The 14,710-nt window shown below is 75.1% G+C and carries 15 protein-coding genes; 5 read left to right on the forward strand and 10 right to left on the reverse strand.

All coding sequences use genetic code 11. The features are described 5' to 3' along the window. A partial coding sequence (locus ACWDVG_RS12595) for an ATP-binding protein (protein ID WP_451699195.1) occupies positions 1-533 on the reverse strand: 533 nt, incomplete at its 3' end. Between the two features lie 130 nt (positions 534-663). After that, positions 664-1,323 (reverse strand): HdeD family acid-resistance protein, encoded by a 660-nt coding sequence (locus ACWDVG_RS12600; protein WP_451698893.1) that lies wholly within the window; start codon positions 1,321-1,323, stop codon positions 664-666. 66 nt (positions 1,324-1,389) lie between these two features. Here ACWDVG_RS12600 and ACWDVG_RS12605 point away from each other — a divergent pair, with 66 nt between their 5' ends. Next, complete coding sequence (locus tag ACWDVG_RS12605; RefSeq protein ID WP_451698895.1) at positions 1,390-2,136, forward strand: enoyl-CoA hydratase/isomerase family protein; 747 nt, start codon at positions 1,390-1,392, stop codon at positions 2,134-2,136. Between the two features lie 57 nt (positions 2,137-2,193). Here ACWDVG_RS12605 and ACWDVG_RS12610 read toward each other — a convergent pair whose 3' ends face one another. Continuing rightward, positions 2,194-2,835: a DJ-1/PfpI family protein gene (locus tag ACWDVG_RS12610; protein ID WP_451698897.1), complete on the reverse strand. Its 642-nt coding sequence runs from the start codon at positions 2,833-2,835 to the stop codon at positions 2,194-2,196. Positions 2,836-2,886: 51 nt separating this feature from the next. Then, positions 2,887-3,858 carry a GlxA family transcriptional regulator gene (locus tag ACWDVG_RS12615; RefSeq protein WP_451698899.1) on the reverse strand — a complete coding sequence of 324 codons (972 nt, stop codon included), beginning with the start codon at positions 3,856-3,858 and terminating at the stop codon, positions 2,887-2,889. Between the two features lie 241 nt (positions 3,859-4,099). On the opposite strand from ACWDVG_RS12615, the gene ACWDVG_RS12620 reads away from it, so the two are divergent. The 3 genes from ACWDVG_RS12620 (at position 4,100) to ACWDVG_RS12630 (ending at position 8,218) form a co-directional block, all read left to right on the forward strand. After that, a complete protein-coding gene (locus ACWDVG_RS12620; protein WP_451698901.1) occupies positions 4,100-4,966 on the forward strand; it encodes an SCO6745 family protein in 867 nt (288 codons plus the stop codon). A 117-nt stretch (positions 4,967-5,083) separates the two neighbouring features. Next, entirely contained in the window at positions 5,084-7,531 is a 2,448-nt protein-coding gene (locus ACWDVG_RS12625) for a Tex family protein (protein WP_451698903.1), read from the forward strand. A 234-nt stretch (positions 7,532-7,765) separates the two neighbouring features. Beyond that, entirely contained in the window at positions 7,766-8,218 is a 453-nt protein-coding gene (locus tag ACWDVG_RS12630; protein WP_451698905.1) for a DUF2690 domain-containing protein, read from the forward strand. Positions 8,219-8,311: 93 nt separating this feature from the next. Here the strand turns inward: ACWDVG_RS12630 and ACWDVG_RS12635 are convergent, their stop codons facing one another. The 4 genes from ACWDVG_RS12635 to ACWDVG_RS12650 all read right to left on the reverse strand — a co-directional run bounded on the left by ACWDVG_RS12635 (position 8,312) and on the right by ACWDVG_RS12650 (position 11,628). Further along, positions 8,312-8,716 (reverse strand): hypothetical protein, encoded by a 405-nt coding sequence (locus ACWDVG_RS12635; RefSeq protein WP_451698907.1) that lies wholly within the window; start codon positions 8,714-8,716, stop codon positions 8,312-8,314. After that, positions 8,713-9,459, reverse strand: coding sequence for a 2-phosphosulfolactate phosphatase (locus ACWDVG_RS12640; protein ID WP_451698909.1), 747 nt, complete (start codon positions 9,457-9,459; stop codon positions 8,713-8,715). The genes ACWDVG_RS12635 and ACWDVG_RS12640 overlap by 4 nt, the downstream gene beginning before the upstream one ends. Further along, on the reverse strand, positions 9,459-11,096 hold the full coding sequence (locus ACWDVG_RS12645; RefSeq protein ID WP_451698911.1) for an ABC-F family ATP-binding cassette domain-containing protein: 1,638 nt from the start codon (positions 11,094-11,096) through the stop codon (positions 9,459-9,461). The genes ACWDVG_RS12640 and ACWDVG_RS12645 overlap by 1 nt, the downstream gene beginning before the upstream one ends. A gap of 109 nt (positions 11,097-11,205) precedes the next feature. After that, the gene (locus ACWDVG_RS12650; protein WP_451698913.1) at positions 11,206-11,628 is read right to left on the reverse strand and encodes a hypothetical protein; all 423 of its coding nucleotides are present in this window, start codon (positions 11,626-11,628) and stop codon (positions 11,206-11,208) included. An 82-nt stretch (positions 11,629-11,710) separates the two neighbouring features. Between ACWDVG_RS12650 and ACWDVG_RS12655 the strand changes: the two genes are divergently transcribed. After that, complete coding sequence (locus ACWDVG_RS12655) at positions 11,711-12,676, forward strand: NAD(P)/FAD-dependent oxidoreductase (protein ID WP_451698915.1); 966 nt, start codon at positions 11,711-11,713, stop codon at positions 12,674-12,676. Positions 12,677-12,773: 97 nt separating this feature from the next. Here ACWDVG_RS12655 and ACWDVG_RS12660 read toward each other — a convergent pair whose 3' ends face one another. Both ACWDVG_RS12660 and ACWDVG_RS12665 read right to left on the reverse strand, forming a co-directional pair. After that, positions 12,774-13,079, reverse strand: a complete 306-nt coding sequence (locus ACWDVG_RS12660) for a hypothetical protein (protein WP_451698917.1) — start codon at positions 13,077-13,079, stop codon at positions 12,774-12,776. Positions 13,080-13,226: 147 nt separating this feature from the next. Further along, complete coding sequence (locus ACWDVG_RS12665; RefSeq protein WP_451698919.1) at positions 13,227-14,537, reverse strand: M14 family metallopeptidase; 1,311 nt, start codon at positions 14,535-14,537, stop codon at positions 13,227-13,229. Positions 14,538-14,710: the final 173 nt, after the last annotated feature.

Genomic DNA, 14,710 nt, shown 5'->3' on the forward strand with positions numbered 1-14,710 from the left:
GCCGCCCCCTCGGGCTCCGGTGCCGGCGGCACCGGAGCCGGAGGGGCCGGAGCCGGAGGGGCCGGGGGCGTCGGAGCAAGGGCCGTCGGAGCCAGGGGCAGCGCCGCCCAGATGATCTTGCCGCCGCTCGCGGTGTGCTCGACGTCGCAGGCGCCGCCCGACCCGAGCGCGACCTCGCGCACGAGCAGCAGCCCCCGGCCCCCGGTCTGCCCGTAGTCCGCCTCCAGCGCCTTGGGGCGGTAGGGGTGGTTGTCCTCGACGGACACCCTGACCCACTCGGGACCGATGGCCACCTCCACCGCTATCTCCGGGGAGAGCAGCGCCGCGTGCCGCACGGCGTTGGTGACCAGCTCGGAGACGATCAGCAGCAGCCCGTCCATGGTGTCCTCGTGGACGGGCACGCCCTGGCGCACCAGCAGGTCGCGAACGGCATGCCGGGCCTGGGGGACGGAGACGTCGACCGCGGGAGCGGTGAAGCGCCAGACTCCTTCGTAGGACGGGGGGCGGGCGGGGACACCTCCGGGGGTCTCCATCGTCCGGTGCCCGGCCTCGTGCTCGATTCTCGCCACGGATCGAGTCTTGGCAATGCGGAGGGCCGGACCGACCTACTGACCAGAAGTCGACACTTATCGACCACCTTCTGATCGGTGGGGTATGCCAACGTCAGTTGTTCGACTGGTCCTGTGCGCTTTCTGCGGGCTTCGTCGGTGGCTCCTGAAGGGCCGTCGGCGCGACCATGCTGACGATGCGCCGACCGCCGACGCCGATCGCGATCAGCCCGAGGCCGTCGAAGAGCAGCGCGAGCGAGAAGAAGGTGCCGAGGACGTACCGGCTGCTGTCCGGCCAGTCGAAGAGGACGAGCAGACCGAGCAGCAGGCCGAAGGCGCCCTGGAGCAGGGTCCAGCCGAACTGGGGCCCCCGCACCACCACGCTGCCGACCAGCCGGAAGAGACCGCCCGTGAGGAAGAGCAGGGCGGCGAACATGGTGAGCGCCTCGGCCGAGCCCTCCGGGTGCCGGATGACCACGACTCCGGCCGCGATGTTGAGGGCCGCCACCACGACGGCCAGCCAGAAGTAGCTCGTCCCCCTCGACTGCACGGCATGGAGCAGGCCCACCGCGCCGCCGACGAGCAGCAGCCAGCCGAAGAGGATCATCGAGGTGAGCGTGGCGGCCGCGGTGTAGACGAGGCCGACGACACCGCCGAGGACCAGCAGGGTGCCGAGCGCGGCGAGCCAGCCGAAGCTGCGGTTCAGCCGCCTGCCCTCGCGGGCCGCCTCGCCGAACGGCTCCTCGCCGTGCGTCTCACGGGCGTCCTTGGCCATGCGCCGCCTCCTCGGGACCGCCCCTTCCTGATCGTACGTTCGGGCCCGGCGGATAGCATCCGGCCCATGGAGCCGCAGCTGAAGGACACCGTCGCGGACGGCGTCGCCACCGTCGTCATCGCCCACCCCGAGAAGCGCAACGCGATGACGGCCGGGATGTGGCGGGACCTGCCCGGCGTCCTCGACCGGCTCGCCGCCGACCCCGCGGTCCGGGCGCTCGTCCTCACCGGGGAGGGGGACACCTTCTGCGCGGGCGCGGACATCTCCACGCTGCGCGAACCGGGTGACGAGCAGCAGAGCCTCGCCGTGCGCGCGGAGGAGGCGCTCGCGGCCTTCCCCAAGCCGACGCTCGCGGCCGTCCGGGGCTTCTGCGTCGGGGGCGGCAGCCAGCTCGCCGCCGCTTGTGACCTGCGGTTCGCGGAGGAAGGCGCGCGCTTCGGGATCACCCCGGCGAAGCTGGGCATCGTCTACCCCTCCTCCTCGACCCGCCGGCTCACCGCCCTCGTGGGCCCCTCGGCCGCGAAGTACCTGCTCTTCTCCGGTGAGTTGATCGACACGGAGCGGGCGCTGCGGACGGGCCTCGTGGACGAGGTCCTTCCGGCGGGCGGCGGCCTGGACAAGCGGGTGGCCGACTTCTGCCGGGTGCTCGTCTCGCGCTCCCTGCTCACCCAGGCGGCGGCCAAGGAGTTCGCCGACGGCCGGACGGACCGGGACGCCCACTGGGCGGAGCAGGCGCGCGGCAGCGGCGACACCGCGGAGGGGGTCGCCGCCTTCCTGGAGCGCCGCGCGCCCCGGTTCACGTACGGACTCTGACACCCCGGCCCCCCGGCTGCGGGAGGGGCAGTCCCGGCCGGGCGCGGCCGCCGGGGGTCAGCCCCGCGCGAGCGACTCGACCTTCTCGCCGAGCCAGCGGGCGACGATATGGGCGGGGGCCTTCTCCGGCGAGCCCGCGTCGTACGGCGGCTGGGGGTCGTACTCGGTGAGGAGCTGGACGGTCTGCGCGACCTCGTCGCCGCCGATCCGGCCGAGCAGGTGCAGGGCCATGTCGATGCCGGAGGAGACGCCGGCGGCGGTGACGTACTTGCCGTCGAAGACGACCCGCTCCCCGGTGGGTTCGGCGCCGAGCGCGCGCAGTTCCTCGTACGCCAGCCAGTGGGTGGTGGCCCGGCGGCCCTCCAGGACGCCCGCGGCGCCCAGGACGAGGGAGCCGGTGCAGACCGATGTGGTCCAGGTGCTCGTCGCGTCGGCGGTGCGGACCCACTCCTGGATCTCCGGATCGTGCATGGTCCGCCGGGTCTCGGGGCCGCCCGGGATCAGGAGGATGTCGGGGCGGGGCACCTCGGCGAGGGACCGGTCGGCGACGAGGGCGAGGCTGCCCTGGTCGTTCCTGACGGGTCCGGCCTGCTGGGCGACGAAGACGGTCTCGGCCCCGGGGAGGCGGGAGAGGAGTTCGTAGGGCCCGACGGCGTCGAGCGTGGTGAAGCCCTCGAAGAGCAGCACGGCGATCTGCACGGTGGTTCCTTCCGGTGGGGTGGGGGCGGGTGGGCCGGTGGTGTGCCGCCGTCAGGTGAGGACGGCGTGGAAGCGGCGGCGGTAGTCGGCGGGCGCGGTGCCGAGGGCCTTCACGAAGGCGCGGCGCATCGTCTCGGGCGTCCCGTAGCCCGAGGCGCGGGAGACCTCCTCGACCCCGCGGGTGGTCTCCTCCAGGAGGCGGCGGGCGTGTTCGAGCCGGACCCGGTCGACGTAGCGGCCGGGCGTGGTGCCGGTCTCGGCCTGGAAGGCGCGGGCGAAGTGACGGGGCGACAGCCGGGCGCGGGCCGCGAGGGCGTCCACGGAGAGGTCGCCATCCGGGTGCTCGGCGATCCAGGCCTGGACGTCCCGCAGGGGTTCGCGGCGGGCGGTCTGCGCGGCCAGCTGGGCGCTGAACTGCGCCTGGTTGCCGGGGCGGCGCAGGAACACCACGAGGTGGCGGGCGACGGTGAGCGCGGCGTCCCGGCCGAGGTCCTCCTCGACGAGGGCCAGCGCCAGGTCGATGCCCGCGGTGACGCCCGCCGAGGTGGCGATCCGGCCGTCGCGCACGAAGATCGGGTCGGGCTCGACGCTGACCTCCGGATAGCAGCGGGCGAGGTGGTCGCAGGCGACCCAGTGGGTGGTGGCGCGGTGGCCGTCCAGGAGCCCGGCCTCGGCCAGGAGCAACGCACCGGTGCAGACCGAGACGAGCCGCTCGGCCCGCGCGCCCCGGACGCGGAGCCAGTCGATCAGCGCGGGGTCGGGGCTGCGGGTGCCCTCACCGCCCGGGACGACCAGGGTGTGGGGCGGCCCGTCGGCCACGGCCTCGGCCAGGGTGGTGTCGGGAAGCAGGCGCAGGCCGCTGCTGGTGCGCACCGGGCCGCCGTCCAGGGAGGCGGTGCGGACGGGATAGGCGTCGGGGCGGCCGATGGCGCGGCCGGCGCCGGTGAACACCTCCACGGGGCCGGTCACGTCCAGGCTCTGCACGTCGTCGAAGAGGACGACGAGGACGGGTCGCTGCGTCATGGCCCCATCCTGGGCGGCGGGTTCCGAGGGCCGCAATGACGCCCTTCCCACCTTTCCTGCCATCCGGTGCGCCGGGCCGGCCGTCGGGGGGCCGGGGCCCGGGGGGGGGGCGGGGCCGGGGGGGCGGGGCCGCGGGGGGGGGGGCCGCGGGCGGACCGGTGACCGGACCGGGCCAGGGGGGCCGCGGGCGGACCGGGGACCGGCGCTTCACGCCGTACCGACCAGTCGGTAACGTGTGCGCATGACGACTGACCTGCCCCCGCGCGCCGGCCGGCGCTGCCACAACGCCCTCAACCCGATGCACTCCACGGTCTACTTCTCGCCGGACCTGGACCGCGAGCTCACCGCGCTCGGCATCACCGACACCACCGCCATGCGGCTCGCCTCCCGCAGTGCGGCGCTCGGCGCGGTCGGCGCGGGCACGGTCGCCGCCACCTTCTACAACTACAACCACGAGCTGCTCGCCCGGCACCTGCCCGCCGTCTGGGAGACCGCCTCCCCCGCCGCCGTCCTGGAGGCCCGGCTGCGCGCCGCCGACGCCACGCTGCGCCGGCTCCTCGGCGAGGAGACCGTCGCCTCGCCCGAGATGGCCGAGGCCGCCGAGCTCGCCCTGCGGGCCACCGAGGCCTGCACCCGGCACGCCCGGCCGCTGTACTCGGCGCACGCAGACCTCCCCGTGCCGCGGGCCCCGCACCTCGTCTACTGGCACGCCGCCACGCTCCTGCGCGAGCACCGCGGCGACGGCCACCTCGCGGCCCTGCTGTCGGCCGGCCTCGACCCCGTGGAGGCGCTCGTCTCCCACACCGCCACCGGCAAGGGCATGTCCCCGCGCTGGGTGCTCGGCTCCCGGGGCTGGCGGCGCACCGACTGGGACGCGGCGGTGGGGCGGCTGCGCGGGCGCGGCCTGCTCGACGCGGACGGCGAGCTGACGGAGTCGGGGACGCGGCTGCGGGCCGAGCTGGAGGAGCACACGGACCGGCTGGACTCCGCCCCGTACGAGCACCTCGGCGCGGCCGGCGTCGAGCGGCTCACGGACCTGGCGCGCGGCTTCCTGACGACCGCGGCCCTCGCGGGCGCCTTCCCCGCGGACCTCGTCGGCAAGGGCTGAGCCCGGCCCGCCGCGCGGGCCGCGGCGCGCGGGGACGGGCCGGTTGCCGCGTACGGGTGACCGACCCGGCAGAATGCACGGGCAAGCAGGAGGCACGAGAAGGCGAGTCGGGACACCGTGACGACGTCCATCGAAGCAAGGATCGCCGAGGAGCTCGGCGTACGCGAGCGACAGGTGAGGGCGGCCGTCGAGCTGCTCGACGGCGGTTCGACCGTGCCGTTCATCGCGCGCTACCGCAAGGAAGCGACCGAGATGCTCGACGACGCGCAGCTGCGCACCCTGGAGGAGCGGCTGCGGTATCTGCGCGAGCTGGAGGACCGGCGTACGGCGATCCTCGACTCGGTGCGCGAGCAGGGCAAGCTGACCGAGGAGCTGGAGGCGCGCATCCTGGCCGCCGACACCAAGGCGCGCCTGGAGGACATCTACCTCCCGTTCAAGCCCAAGCGCCGCACCAAGGCGCAGATCGCCCGCGAGGCCGGGCTCGAACCGTTGGCGGAGGGCCTGCTCGCCGACCCCTCGGTGGAGCCCGCCGCGGCCGCGGCGGCGTTCGTGGACGCGGAGAAGGGCGTCGCCGACGCGGCCGCCGCCCTGGAGGGCGCGCGGGCCATCCTCACGGAGAAGTTCTCCGAGGACGCCGACCTCATCGGCGAGCTGCGCGAGCGCATGTGGAGCAGGGGCAGGCTGTCCGCGAAGGTGCGGGAGGGCGAGGAGGAGGCGGGAGCGAAGTTCGCCGACTACTTCGACTTCGCCGAGCCGTTCACGGCGCTCCCCTCGCACCGGATCCTCGCGATGCTGCGGGGCGAGAAGGAGGACGTGCTCAGCCTGGAGCTGGAGCCGGAGGAGCCGACGGACGGCCCGTCCTCGTACGAGCCGATCGTCGCGCACCGGTTCGGCATCGCCGACCGGGGCCGCCCCGGCGACAAGTGGCTTCAGGACACCGTGCGCTGGGCCTGGCGGACCCGCATCCTCGTGCACCTCGGCATCGACCTGCGGCTGCGGCTGCGGACGGCCGCCGAGGACGAGGCGGTCCGGGTCTTCGCCACGAACCTGCGGGACCTGCTGCTCGCGGCCCCGGCCGGGACGCGGGCGACCCTCGGGCTCGACCCCGGCTTCCGTACGGGCGTGAAGGTGGCCGTCGTCGACGCGACCGGCAAGGTCGTCGCCACCGACACCGTCTACCCGCACGTGCCCGCCAACAAGTGGGACGAGGCCCTCGCCAAGCTGGCGCGGCTCGCCGAGGAGCACGCGGTCGAGCTGATCGCCATCGGCAACGGCACGGCCTCCCGCGAGACCGACAAGCTCGCCGGTGAACTCCTGGGCAAGCACCCGGAGTTGAACCTCACCAAGGTGATGGTCTCGGAGGCCGGCGCCTCGGTGTACTCCGCCTCCGCCTTCGCCTCGCAGGAACTCCCGGGCCTCGACGTGTCCCTGCGCGGCGCCGTGTCGATCGCGCGGCGGCTCCAGGACCCGCTCGCCGAGCTGGTGAAGATCGACCCGAAGTCGATCGGCGTCGGCCAGTACCAGCACGACCTGTCCGAGGTGAAGCTCTCGCGCTCGCTCGACGCCGTGGTCGAGGACTGTGTGAACGGCGTGGGCGTCGACGTCAACACCGCCTCCGCGCCGCTGCTTTCGCGGGTCTCCGGCATCAGCGGCGGGCTCGCCGAGAACATCGTCGCGCACCGGGACGTCAACGGCCCCTTCCGGTCCCGCAAGGCGCTCAAGGACGTGGCCCGGCTGGGCCCGAAGGCGTACGAGCAGTGCGCGGGCTTCCTCCGCATCCGGGGCGGCGACGACCCGCTGGACGCCTCGGCCGTGCACCCGGAGGCGTACCCGGTGGTGCGCCGGATGGCGAAGACGACGGGCGGCGAGGTCGCCGCGCTCATCGGCGACACGGCGACCCTGCGCTCGCTGCGGGCGGACGAGTTCGTCGACGAGACCTTCGGCCTGCCGACGGTCACCGACATCCTGCGCGAGCTGGAGAAGCCGGGCCGCGACCCGCGACCCGCCTTCAGGACCGCCACCTTCAAGGAGGGCGTCGAGAAGATCGGCGACCTCGCGTCCGGGATGGTCCTGGAGGGCGTGGTCACGAACGTGGCGGCCTTCGGCGCGTTCGTCGACATCGGTGTGCACCAGGACGGTCTGGTGCACGTGTCGGCGATGTCCAAGAACTTCGTCAAGGACCCGCGCGAGGTCGTGAAGCCCGGCGACGTGGTGAAGGTGAAGGTCCTGGACGTCGACATCCCGCGCAAGCGGATCTCGCTGACGCTGCGCCTGGACGACGAGCCGGGCGCGGAGGCGGCGGGCGGCGCGCCGAGGCGGGAGCGGGGCGAGCGGGGCGGCCGCCCGCCGCAGCAGCGCCAGGGCCGGGGCCAGCGGTCGGGCCAGGGGCAGGGCGGCGGTCAGGGCCAGGGGCAGGGGCAGGGGCAGGGCGGCGGTGGCCGCCGGAACGACCGGGGCGGCCGGGACCGCGACCGCTCCCCCGCCCCCGCGCCGGCGAACAGCGCGATGGCGGACGCCCTGCGCAAGGCCGGCCTGCTCGGCGAGGGCGGCGGCAGGCGCCGGTAGGCACGGGCGCCGGTAGGCACGGGCACGGTCGGTCGCGCCCCGCCGACATTCCGTACCGAGCCGCCCTTCACCCGCCCTCCGTCCGGGGCGGGTGAGGGGCGGCTCCGCGTTCCCCGACGGCGTCCGCCACGAGTGGCCGAATCTGCACGTTGACGCGAACAGATCAAGCAACCATGATCGTCCGCGGCCTCCCCGAGGGGCCGCCCGTGATCCCCATCAGGAGGTTGCCCGCCCATGAAGCGCATGCTCACGAAGGTGGCGACGGTCTCGGCCGCCGCCCTGGCCACGGCCCTCGTCCCGCTGGGCGGCACCTCGTACGCGGCCGGGTGCAGCGGCGCCGGCTGCGACAACCTCGGCCCGGTCTCCCAGGGGTGCGACGGCGACGCCGTCACCAAGCGGACCGCCTACGCCGACGGCAGCCTCAAGGCGGAGCTGCGCTGGTCCCCCGCCTGCCAGGCGGCCTGGGTCCGCGTCACCGACCCCTCCGGGCCCAACGCCTGGTGGGACAAGTACGGCTACATCGAGAAGTGGCAGGGCTACGGCGGCACGCTCCTGCGCAGCCTGTCGGTGAAGTTCCCCGACCCGGGCAGCGACTGGTCGAACATGCTGGGCGGCAGCGGCTACTACTACCGCGTGTGCATCAAGGACACCGGCACGGGCAAGGTCGACTGCAGCGACTTCTGGTAGGCCGCACCCGTCGGCCGTACGCACGCGAGGCCGCGGCCCCACCGGGCCGCGGCCTCGCGCCGTGTTCCGCCCCGTCCGCCGGGCGGGTGGCCGTCAGGGCGCGAAGCGCAGCGCCCAGTCCGCGCGGTTCGCCACCGAGAGGTCGTCGTCCTCGGTCAGCGGCTGGAGGAGACGGCGGGCCGTCTTCGGATCGGCCTGCACGAGGTCCACGATCTCGGCGGCCAGGCCGTCCTGGTCGTCGCCGAGGTCCACGGCCGACGCCCGGACGAGGACCGGCAGCGTCTCGGCGCCGCCGACTCCGGCGACCACCCCGCCCAGCAGCTCCCGGGCGTAGCCGTTGCGCTCGGCGACCGCGCGGGAGAGCTCGGCCTCCAGGCGCGGCAGCAGCGCCCGGTCCCCGCCCTCCGTGATCTCGTCCGCGAGGTCGATCGTCGCGTCGACGTCCGCGTCGAGGTCGTCGAGCATCGTGAGGAGCCGGGTCAGGATGTCGTCGGTCATGGTGCCTCCTGGAATGCGCCGTCCACGAGGACGGGGACGGCGGTCGACGCGTCGATCTCGGCGGCCACCTCCACGTCCTGCGGACAGCCGTACTCGTACAGTTCACGGCCCGAGTCGCAGCCGTGCAAGGCGGCGACCGGGTCGTCGGTGGCGTCCCACAGCGCGGCCGCCGCGTTCGCCTCGGGCGTCGGGGTCAGGGCCGGCGCGCCGGTCCGGCGCAGGGCGGAGAGGACCGCGCCCGCGCCGAGGAGGTCCTCGAGTGCGGGGCGCAGCGAGCCGTCCGGCCACCGCTCGCCGGAGGCGATCACGGCGAGCGGGCGGCCCTCGGAGCCGTACCCCCGCTCCGCGAGCCGACGGGCGACGGCCGTGGCGTTGCGGAGCGAGGCGGCGATGACGGTCGCGCCGTCGGCGGCGGCCGCGGCGGCGATGGCGGAGCCGTTCGGGGACGGCAGGACGAGCCGGTCGGGCCAGGGCGCGGGTGCGGCGCGCAGGGCGGCCGGGGAGAGCGACCAGGGGCGCTCCGCGGTGACCTCCCGCCGGCCGACGGCGAGGACCGCGCCCTTCTCCCGCGCGTACGTGACGGCCGTGGCGTCCCCCCAGTGGTACGGGTGGACGGCGGTGCCGCCCTCGACGGCGACGCCGACGGTCGTCGTGAACGACAGCACGTCCACGACGACCACGCAGGCGGCGGTGCGGGCGAGGGCACGTGCCTCCACCGGACCCCAGCCGAAGGCGACCGGCATCAGACCTCGGTCACCTTGCCGCCGGCGACCTCGATCCGGCGGTTCACGCGCACCGCCTCCAGCATCCGCCGGTCGTGGGTGACGAGGAGGAGCGTGCCCGTGTACGAGTCGAGGGCGGACTCCAGCTGTTCGATCGCCGGCAGGTCCAGGTGGTTCGTCGGCTCGTCGAGGACGAGGAGGTTGACGCCCCGGCCCTGGAGCAGCGCGAGCGCGGCGCGGGTGCGCTCGCCCGGCGAGAGGGTGGTGGCCGGGCGCAGCACGTGGTCGGCCTTGAGGCCGAACTTGGCGAGGAGGGTGCGGACCTCCGCGGGCTCGGTCTCGGGCACGGCGGCGCAGAAGGCCTCAAGGAGCTGCTCCGTGCCGTGGAAGAGCTTCCTGGCCTGGTCGACCTCGCCGACGACGACGCCGGAGCCGAGGACGGCGTCGCCCGCGTCGAGCGGGAGGCGGCCGAGGAGGGCGGCGAGCAGCGTGGACTTCCCCGCGCCGTTGGCGCCGGTCACGGCGACCCGGTCGGCCCAGTCGATCTGGAGGGTGACGGGACCGAAGCGGAAGTCGCCGCGGCGCACCTCGGCCTCGCGGAGGGTGGCGACGACGGAGCCGGAGCGGGGGGCGGCGGCGATCTCCATCCGCAGCTCCCACTCCTTGCGGGGCTCCTCGACGACGTCGAGGCGCTCGATCATGCGCTGGGTCTGGCGGGCCTTGGCGGCCTGCTTCTCACTGGCCTCGCCGCGCAGTTTCCGGCCGATCTTGTCGTTGTCGGAGGCCTTGCGGCGGGCGTTGCGGACGCCCTTGTCCATCCAGTTGCGCTGCATGAGGGCGCGGCCTTCGAGGGCGGCCTTCTTGTCGGCGTACTCCTCGAACTCCTCGCGGGCGTGGCGGCGGGCGGTGGCCCGCTCCTCCAGATAGGCCTCGTAGCCGCCGCCGTACAGGGTGATCTGCTGCTGGGCGAGGTCGAGTTCGAGGACCTTGGTGACGGTACGGGTGAGGAACTCGCGGTCGTGGCTGACGACGACGGTTCCCGCGCGCAGCCCCCGCACGAAGGCCTCCAGGCGCTCCAGGCCGTCGAGGTCGAGGTCGTTGGTGGGCTCGTCGAGGAGGAAGACGTCGTAGCGGGAGAGGAGGAGGGAGGCGAGACCGGCGCGGGCGGCCTGGCCGCCGGAGAGCGAGGTCATCGGCTGGTCGAGGCCGACGGTGAGGCCGAGCGAGTCGGCGACCTCCTCGGCGCGCTCGTCGAGGTCGGCGCCGCCGAGGTTCAGCCAGCGCTCCAGGGTGACGGCGTAGTCGTCGTCGGCGCCCGGGGTGCCGTCGACGAGGCCCTGGGTGGCCGCGTCCATGGCGGCCTGGGCGGCGGCGACGCCCGTGCGGCGGGCGAGGAAGTCGCGGACGGTCTCGCCCTCGCGCCGCTCGGGCTCCTGCGGGAGGTGGCCGACGGTGGCGGTCGGCGGGGAGAGCCGCAGCTCGCCCTCCTCCGGGGTGTCGAGTCCGGCGAGCAGGCGCAGCAGGCTCGACTTGCCGGCGCCGTTGACGCCGACGAGGCCGATCACGTCGCCGGGGGCGACGACGAGGTCGAGCCCGGCGAAGAGGGTGCGCTCGCCGTGGCCGGCGGCGAGGTCCTTGGCGACGAGGGTTGCAGTCATCAGGCTCCGCATCCTATGCGGTGCGCCGGCCCGGACCCTCCGCCGCCCGCGGGGGCGGGGCGCCCGGCGGACGGGCGCCTTCGGGGCCCCGGCCCGTGGCGGCCGGCGGTCAAGCGGCCGCGCGGGTCGCGGTCCGGGCGGCTCCGTCGTGGAAGCGGAGCAGGGCGGCGCGGTAGGCGGGGCCGTGGAAGCGGTACGGGCCGATGCCGGGGTAGACGTCGCGCGCCGGGTCCGGATCGGGGCCGGTCTGCCAGGCGAGGTCCCGCCAGACGACGTCGTCGCCGTCGTGCTCGATCAGCACGGTCACGACGCCGCAGCCGGGGTCCTCGCAGTCGGGGCAGGAGTGCAGCACCCGGCGGCCGGTGCCGAGGAGGCGTCCGGCGTCCTCGGGCCGGACGACGGGCGGGATGTCGGACTCCAGCGGCGAGACGGCGTCGACGCCGTCGATCTCGTCGAGGAGGTGGAGCAGCGGCCGGCCGTCGACGAGAACGTCGCGGCGGGCGAGGGCGAGGCGGCTGTACGCGGACGGCATACGCCGAGTATCGGCCGGTGGAGGAGCCCCTTCCATGGCCGCCCTGTCCCGGAAATGTCCCGGTCCCGGTACGGTCCGGGCCATGGAGAGGGACGTGAGCGACGTGATCGTGGTGGGTGGCGGGGTCGTCGGTCTGACGACCGCGGTGACCCTCGCCGAGCGCGGTCTTCGGGTACGGGTCTGGTCGCGGGACGCCGTGACGGCGACGACCTCGGCGGTGGCGGGCGCGCTGTGGTGGCCGTACCGGATCGAGCCGGCGGCCGAGGCGGGCGCCTGGGCCCTCGACTCGCTGCGGGTGTACGGGGAGCTGGCCGCCGATCCGCGGAGGACGGGGGTGCGGTGGGTGCGGGGCGTCCACGCCGGCACCGCCCTGGAGGGGCTCGGGTCCTGGGCGCGGGAGGTGGAGGGGCTGCGGCCGCTGGCGCCGGAGGAGGTGCCGGGGCCGTACGCCGTGGGGCTCGCAGCCCGTCTGCCGCTGATCGACATGCCGGTTCATCTGGCCTGGCTCCGCGAGCGGTTCGAGGCCTCGGGCGGGGTCTTCGAGCGGCGTACGGTCGCGGACTTCGGGGAGGCCGCGGCTCGGGCCCGGGTGGTGGTCGACTGCGCGGGGCTCGGCGCGCGCGAGCTGGTGGCGGACTCCGGACTGCGGCCGGTACGCGGGCAGTTGGTGCTCGTGGAGAACCCGGGGATCGAGGAGTGGTTCGCCGCGGCCGACTCCGCCTCGCGGGAGACCACGTACTTCTTTCCGCAGCCGGGGCGGCTGGTCCTGGGCGGTACGGCCGAGGAGGGAGCCGAGGACCTGGTGCCGGACCCGGCGACGGCGGCGGCGATCGTGGCGCGTTGCGCGCGGGTCCGTCCGGAGATCGCGGGGGCCCGGGTCCTGGGGCACCGGGTGGGGCTGCGGCCGGTGCGGGCGGGCGGTGTGCGGATCGAGGCCGAGCCGCTGCCGGGCGGCGGACGGCTGGTGCACCACTACGGGCACGGGGGCGCGGGCGTGACGGTGGCCTGGGGGTGTGCGCGGCGGGCGGCGGAGCTCGTCCACGGCTGAGAAGCGCTGCCGCGGGTCTGCCCGGCTCGCCGGGGTGCTTCGCATGTGCGAGGGCGGGCGGTCTCCGGGGAGACCGCCCGCCCTCAGGCGTCGTCCGTCACTTCCAGAGCGGCGGGCGGGCGTTGTTGTCCGCGTCGGCGCACTGGCGGGCGCGGCGCTCCAGGGAATCGGCGCGGGCGAGGGCCTTGCGGGCCTCGGTGGGGGCGCCGAGGCGCTTGAGCTGGGCGGCGCGGTCGCGCTCCTTGCGGGCGTCCGCCCGCAGCTTCTCGATGTCGCAGGTGAAGGTCTTCGCCGCGGCGGCCGGCTCGGCGGCGACCGTCTGACCGATCAGCAGGCCCCCGGCGAGGACGGTCGTGGCGAGCAGGGCGGGCAGGGTGCGGCGCAGGGGCGTCGCAACGCGCATGGTGTTTCTCCCACTTCAGGAACGTGGGGGCGGCGGCCCCGGCAGACGGCCGGACGCCTCCCCCGTGAGGCATGGTCAGTACCGAGCAGTAACTTTACCTCGGCAAACGTCGTGTTCCCGCCACGCCTCGCGGGGGTCACACGATCGTCAACACTCCTCCACAGGACGGGCACTGACGAGGTGATAGGTGGCGCGTCCGTCGAGGAGCAGGGGGACGAGGGCGCGCTGTGACTGGCGCAGCGGGACGAACGCGGAGCCGCCGGCCTCGCGGCGCACCGTGACGCCGTGGAGCGTGAGTTCGTCGCCGACCTGCCCGTACTGGGCGGCGTCCAGGCGGTAGCCGCAGGGCGGGTCGGCGAGGACCTCCCCCGGCTCCGGCGGGTCGTTGTCGGCGCCGCCGAGCGGGATCGGACCGCGGTCGGCGAAGCCGGTGTGCCGGGCCAGGGCGGTGGCCGCCGTGAGCGGTCCGCGCCGTTCGTCGACGTAGGCGAAGGCGCCGTCCAGGGCGGCCTGTTGGGTGGCGACCCTGCGCCGCTGGTTGAGCGCGGTGTCGCCCTGCTCCGCCTCGTCCAGGGCATCCACGCGGGTCTCGACGAGCAGTCCGACGGAGTGCTTGATCCCGGCGGTGTTGCGCAGGATGCGCTCCTGGCCGTCGCCCGCGACCTGCCGGATCGGCTCGCCGGTGTGGGGGTCGGTCCAGATGCCGTAGACGCCCGTGCTGTATCCGGCCCGGGCGGCGGCGGGCCGTACGTACGACTCCGAGAGCGTCCGGGACTCGTCGTGGACGTGCGGGTCGGCGGCGAGGTTGCGGGGCCAGAGCGCCAGCAGGTCCTTGTCGTAGTACCGGGGCGTGGCGCCGTACTCGTGGAGGTCGTAGACGAGTTCGGGTCGCCGGTCGCGGATGACGGCGGCGATCGCCCGCGCCTCCTCGGTCCGCAGGGCGAGGTGGTCGCGGTTGATGTCGACGCCCCGGGCGTTGCCCCGGGTGTCGGCCTCGCGGCCGTCGGGGTTGGCGGTGGGCACGACGAGGAAGGTGGTGCGGGCGAGCAGCCGCGCGGTCTCCCCGTCCCGGGCGTGGGCCAGGTCGCGCACGCGGGACAGACAGGCCTCGCGGCCCGCCGGCTCGTCGCCGTGCTGGGTGCAGACGAGGAGGACGGTCGTGGCCCCGGCGCCGACGGTGACGAGGCGGAGCGGGCGGCCCTGCTCCGTGGTGCCGATCACGCGCACCGTCACCCGGTCGCTGCCCCGGTCGACCTCGGCGAGGAACTCCCGCTCCTCGGCCTCGGTGGTCCAGCGGGCACCGGCGCTGCGTTCGAAGCCGGTGCGGGGGACGGGGACCTCGGCCGGGCGGTCCGCGGCGGTCGCGGGGGCGCCGACGAGCGGCAGCGCCAGGGCGGCGGCCCCGGCGACGAGGGCGAGCGTCCGCCGCGAACGGCGGCGTGCGGTGGGCGGTTTCATCGGGCGGCTCCGGGTCGTCGGGGCGCGGTCATGCGCGGGAACGTACCCCGGGGGGCTGCTGGGCAAAAGGGTGCCGCGGCGATCGGAGGGACGGGCGGTACATGTCGGCCGAATGGCGATCGTGTGACGGGGGGTCCGCTTGACGTGACGCTCCGTCGGGGCGCTGCATAGGG

The organism is Streptomyces sp. NPDC003327, from assembly GCF_053589515.1.

Excerpts from the sequence above, each read along its gene's own strand:
- ACWDVG_RS12600 (WP_451698893.1), bottom strand. The coding sequence starts at position 1,323 with ATGGCCAAGGACGCCCGTGAGACGCACGGCGAGGAGCCGTTCGGCGAG.
- ACWDVG_RS12605 (WP_451698895.1), top strand. The coding sequence starts at position 1,390 with ATGGAGCCGCAGCTGAAGGACACCGTCGCGGACGGCGTCGCCACCGTC.
- ACWDVG_RS12615 (WP_451698899.1), bottom strand. The coding sequence starts at position 3,858 with ATGACGCAGCGACCCGTCCTCGTCGTCCTCTTCGACGACGTGCAGAGC.
- ACWDVG_RS12620 (WP_451698901.1), top strand. The coding sequence starts at position 4,100 with ATGACGACTGACCTGCCCCCGCGCGCCGGCCGGCGCTGCCACAACGCC.
- ACWDVG_RS12630 (WP_451698905.1), top strand. The coding sequence starts at position 7,766 with ATGAAGCGCATGCTCACGAAGGTGGCGACGGTCTCGGCCGCCGCCCTG.
- ACWDVG_RS12635 (WP_451698907.1), bottom strand. The coding sequence starts at position 8,716 with ATGACCGACGACATCCTGACCCGGCTCCTCACGATGCTCGACGACCTC.
- ACWDVG_RS12640 (WP_451698909.1), bottom strand. The coding sequence starts at position 9,459 with ATGCCGGTCGCCTTCGGCTGGGGTCCGGTGGAGGCACGTGCCCTCGCC.
- ACWDVG_RS12645 (WP_451698911.1), bottom strand. The coding sequence starts at position 11,096 with ATGACTGCAACCCTCGTCGCCAAGGACCTCGCCGCCGGCCACGGCGAG.
- ACWDVG_RS12650 (WP_451698913.1), bottom strand. The coding sequence starts at position 11,628 with ATGCCGTCCGCGTACAGCCGCCTCGCCCTCGCCCGCCGCGACGTTCTC.
- ACWDVG_RS12655 (WP_451698915.1), top strand. The coding sequence starts at position 11,711 with ATGGAGAGGGACGTGAGCGACGTGATCGTGGTGGGTGGCGGGGTCGTC.
- ACWDVG_RS12660 (WP_451698917.1), bottom strand. The coding sequence starts at position 13,079 with ATGCGCGTTGCGACGCCCCTGCGCCGCACCCTGCCCGCCCTGCTCGCC.
- ACWDVG_RS12665 (WP_451698919.1), bottom strand. The coding sequence starts at position 14,537 with ATGAAACCGCCCACCGCACGCCGCCGTTCGCGGCGGACGCTCGCCCTC.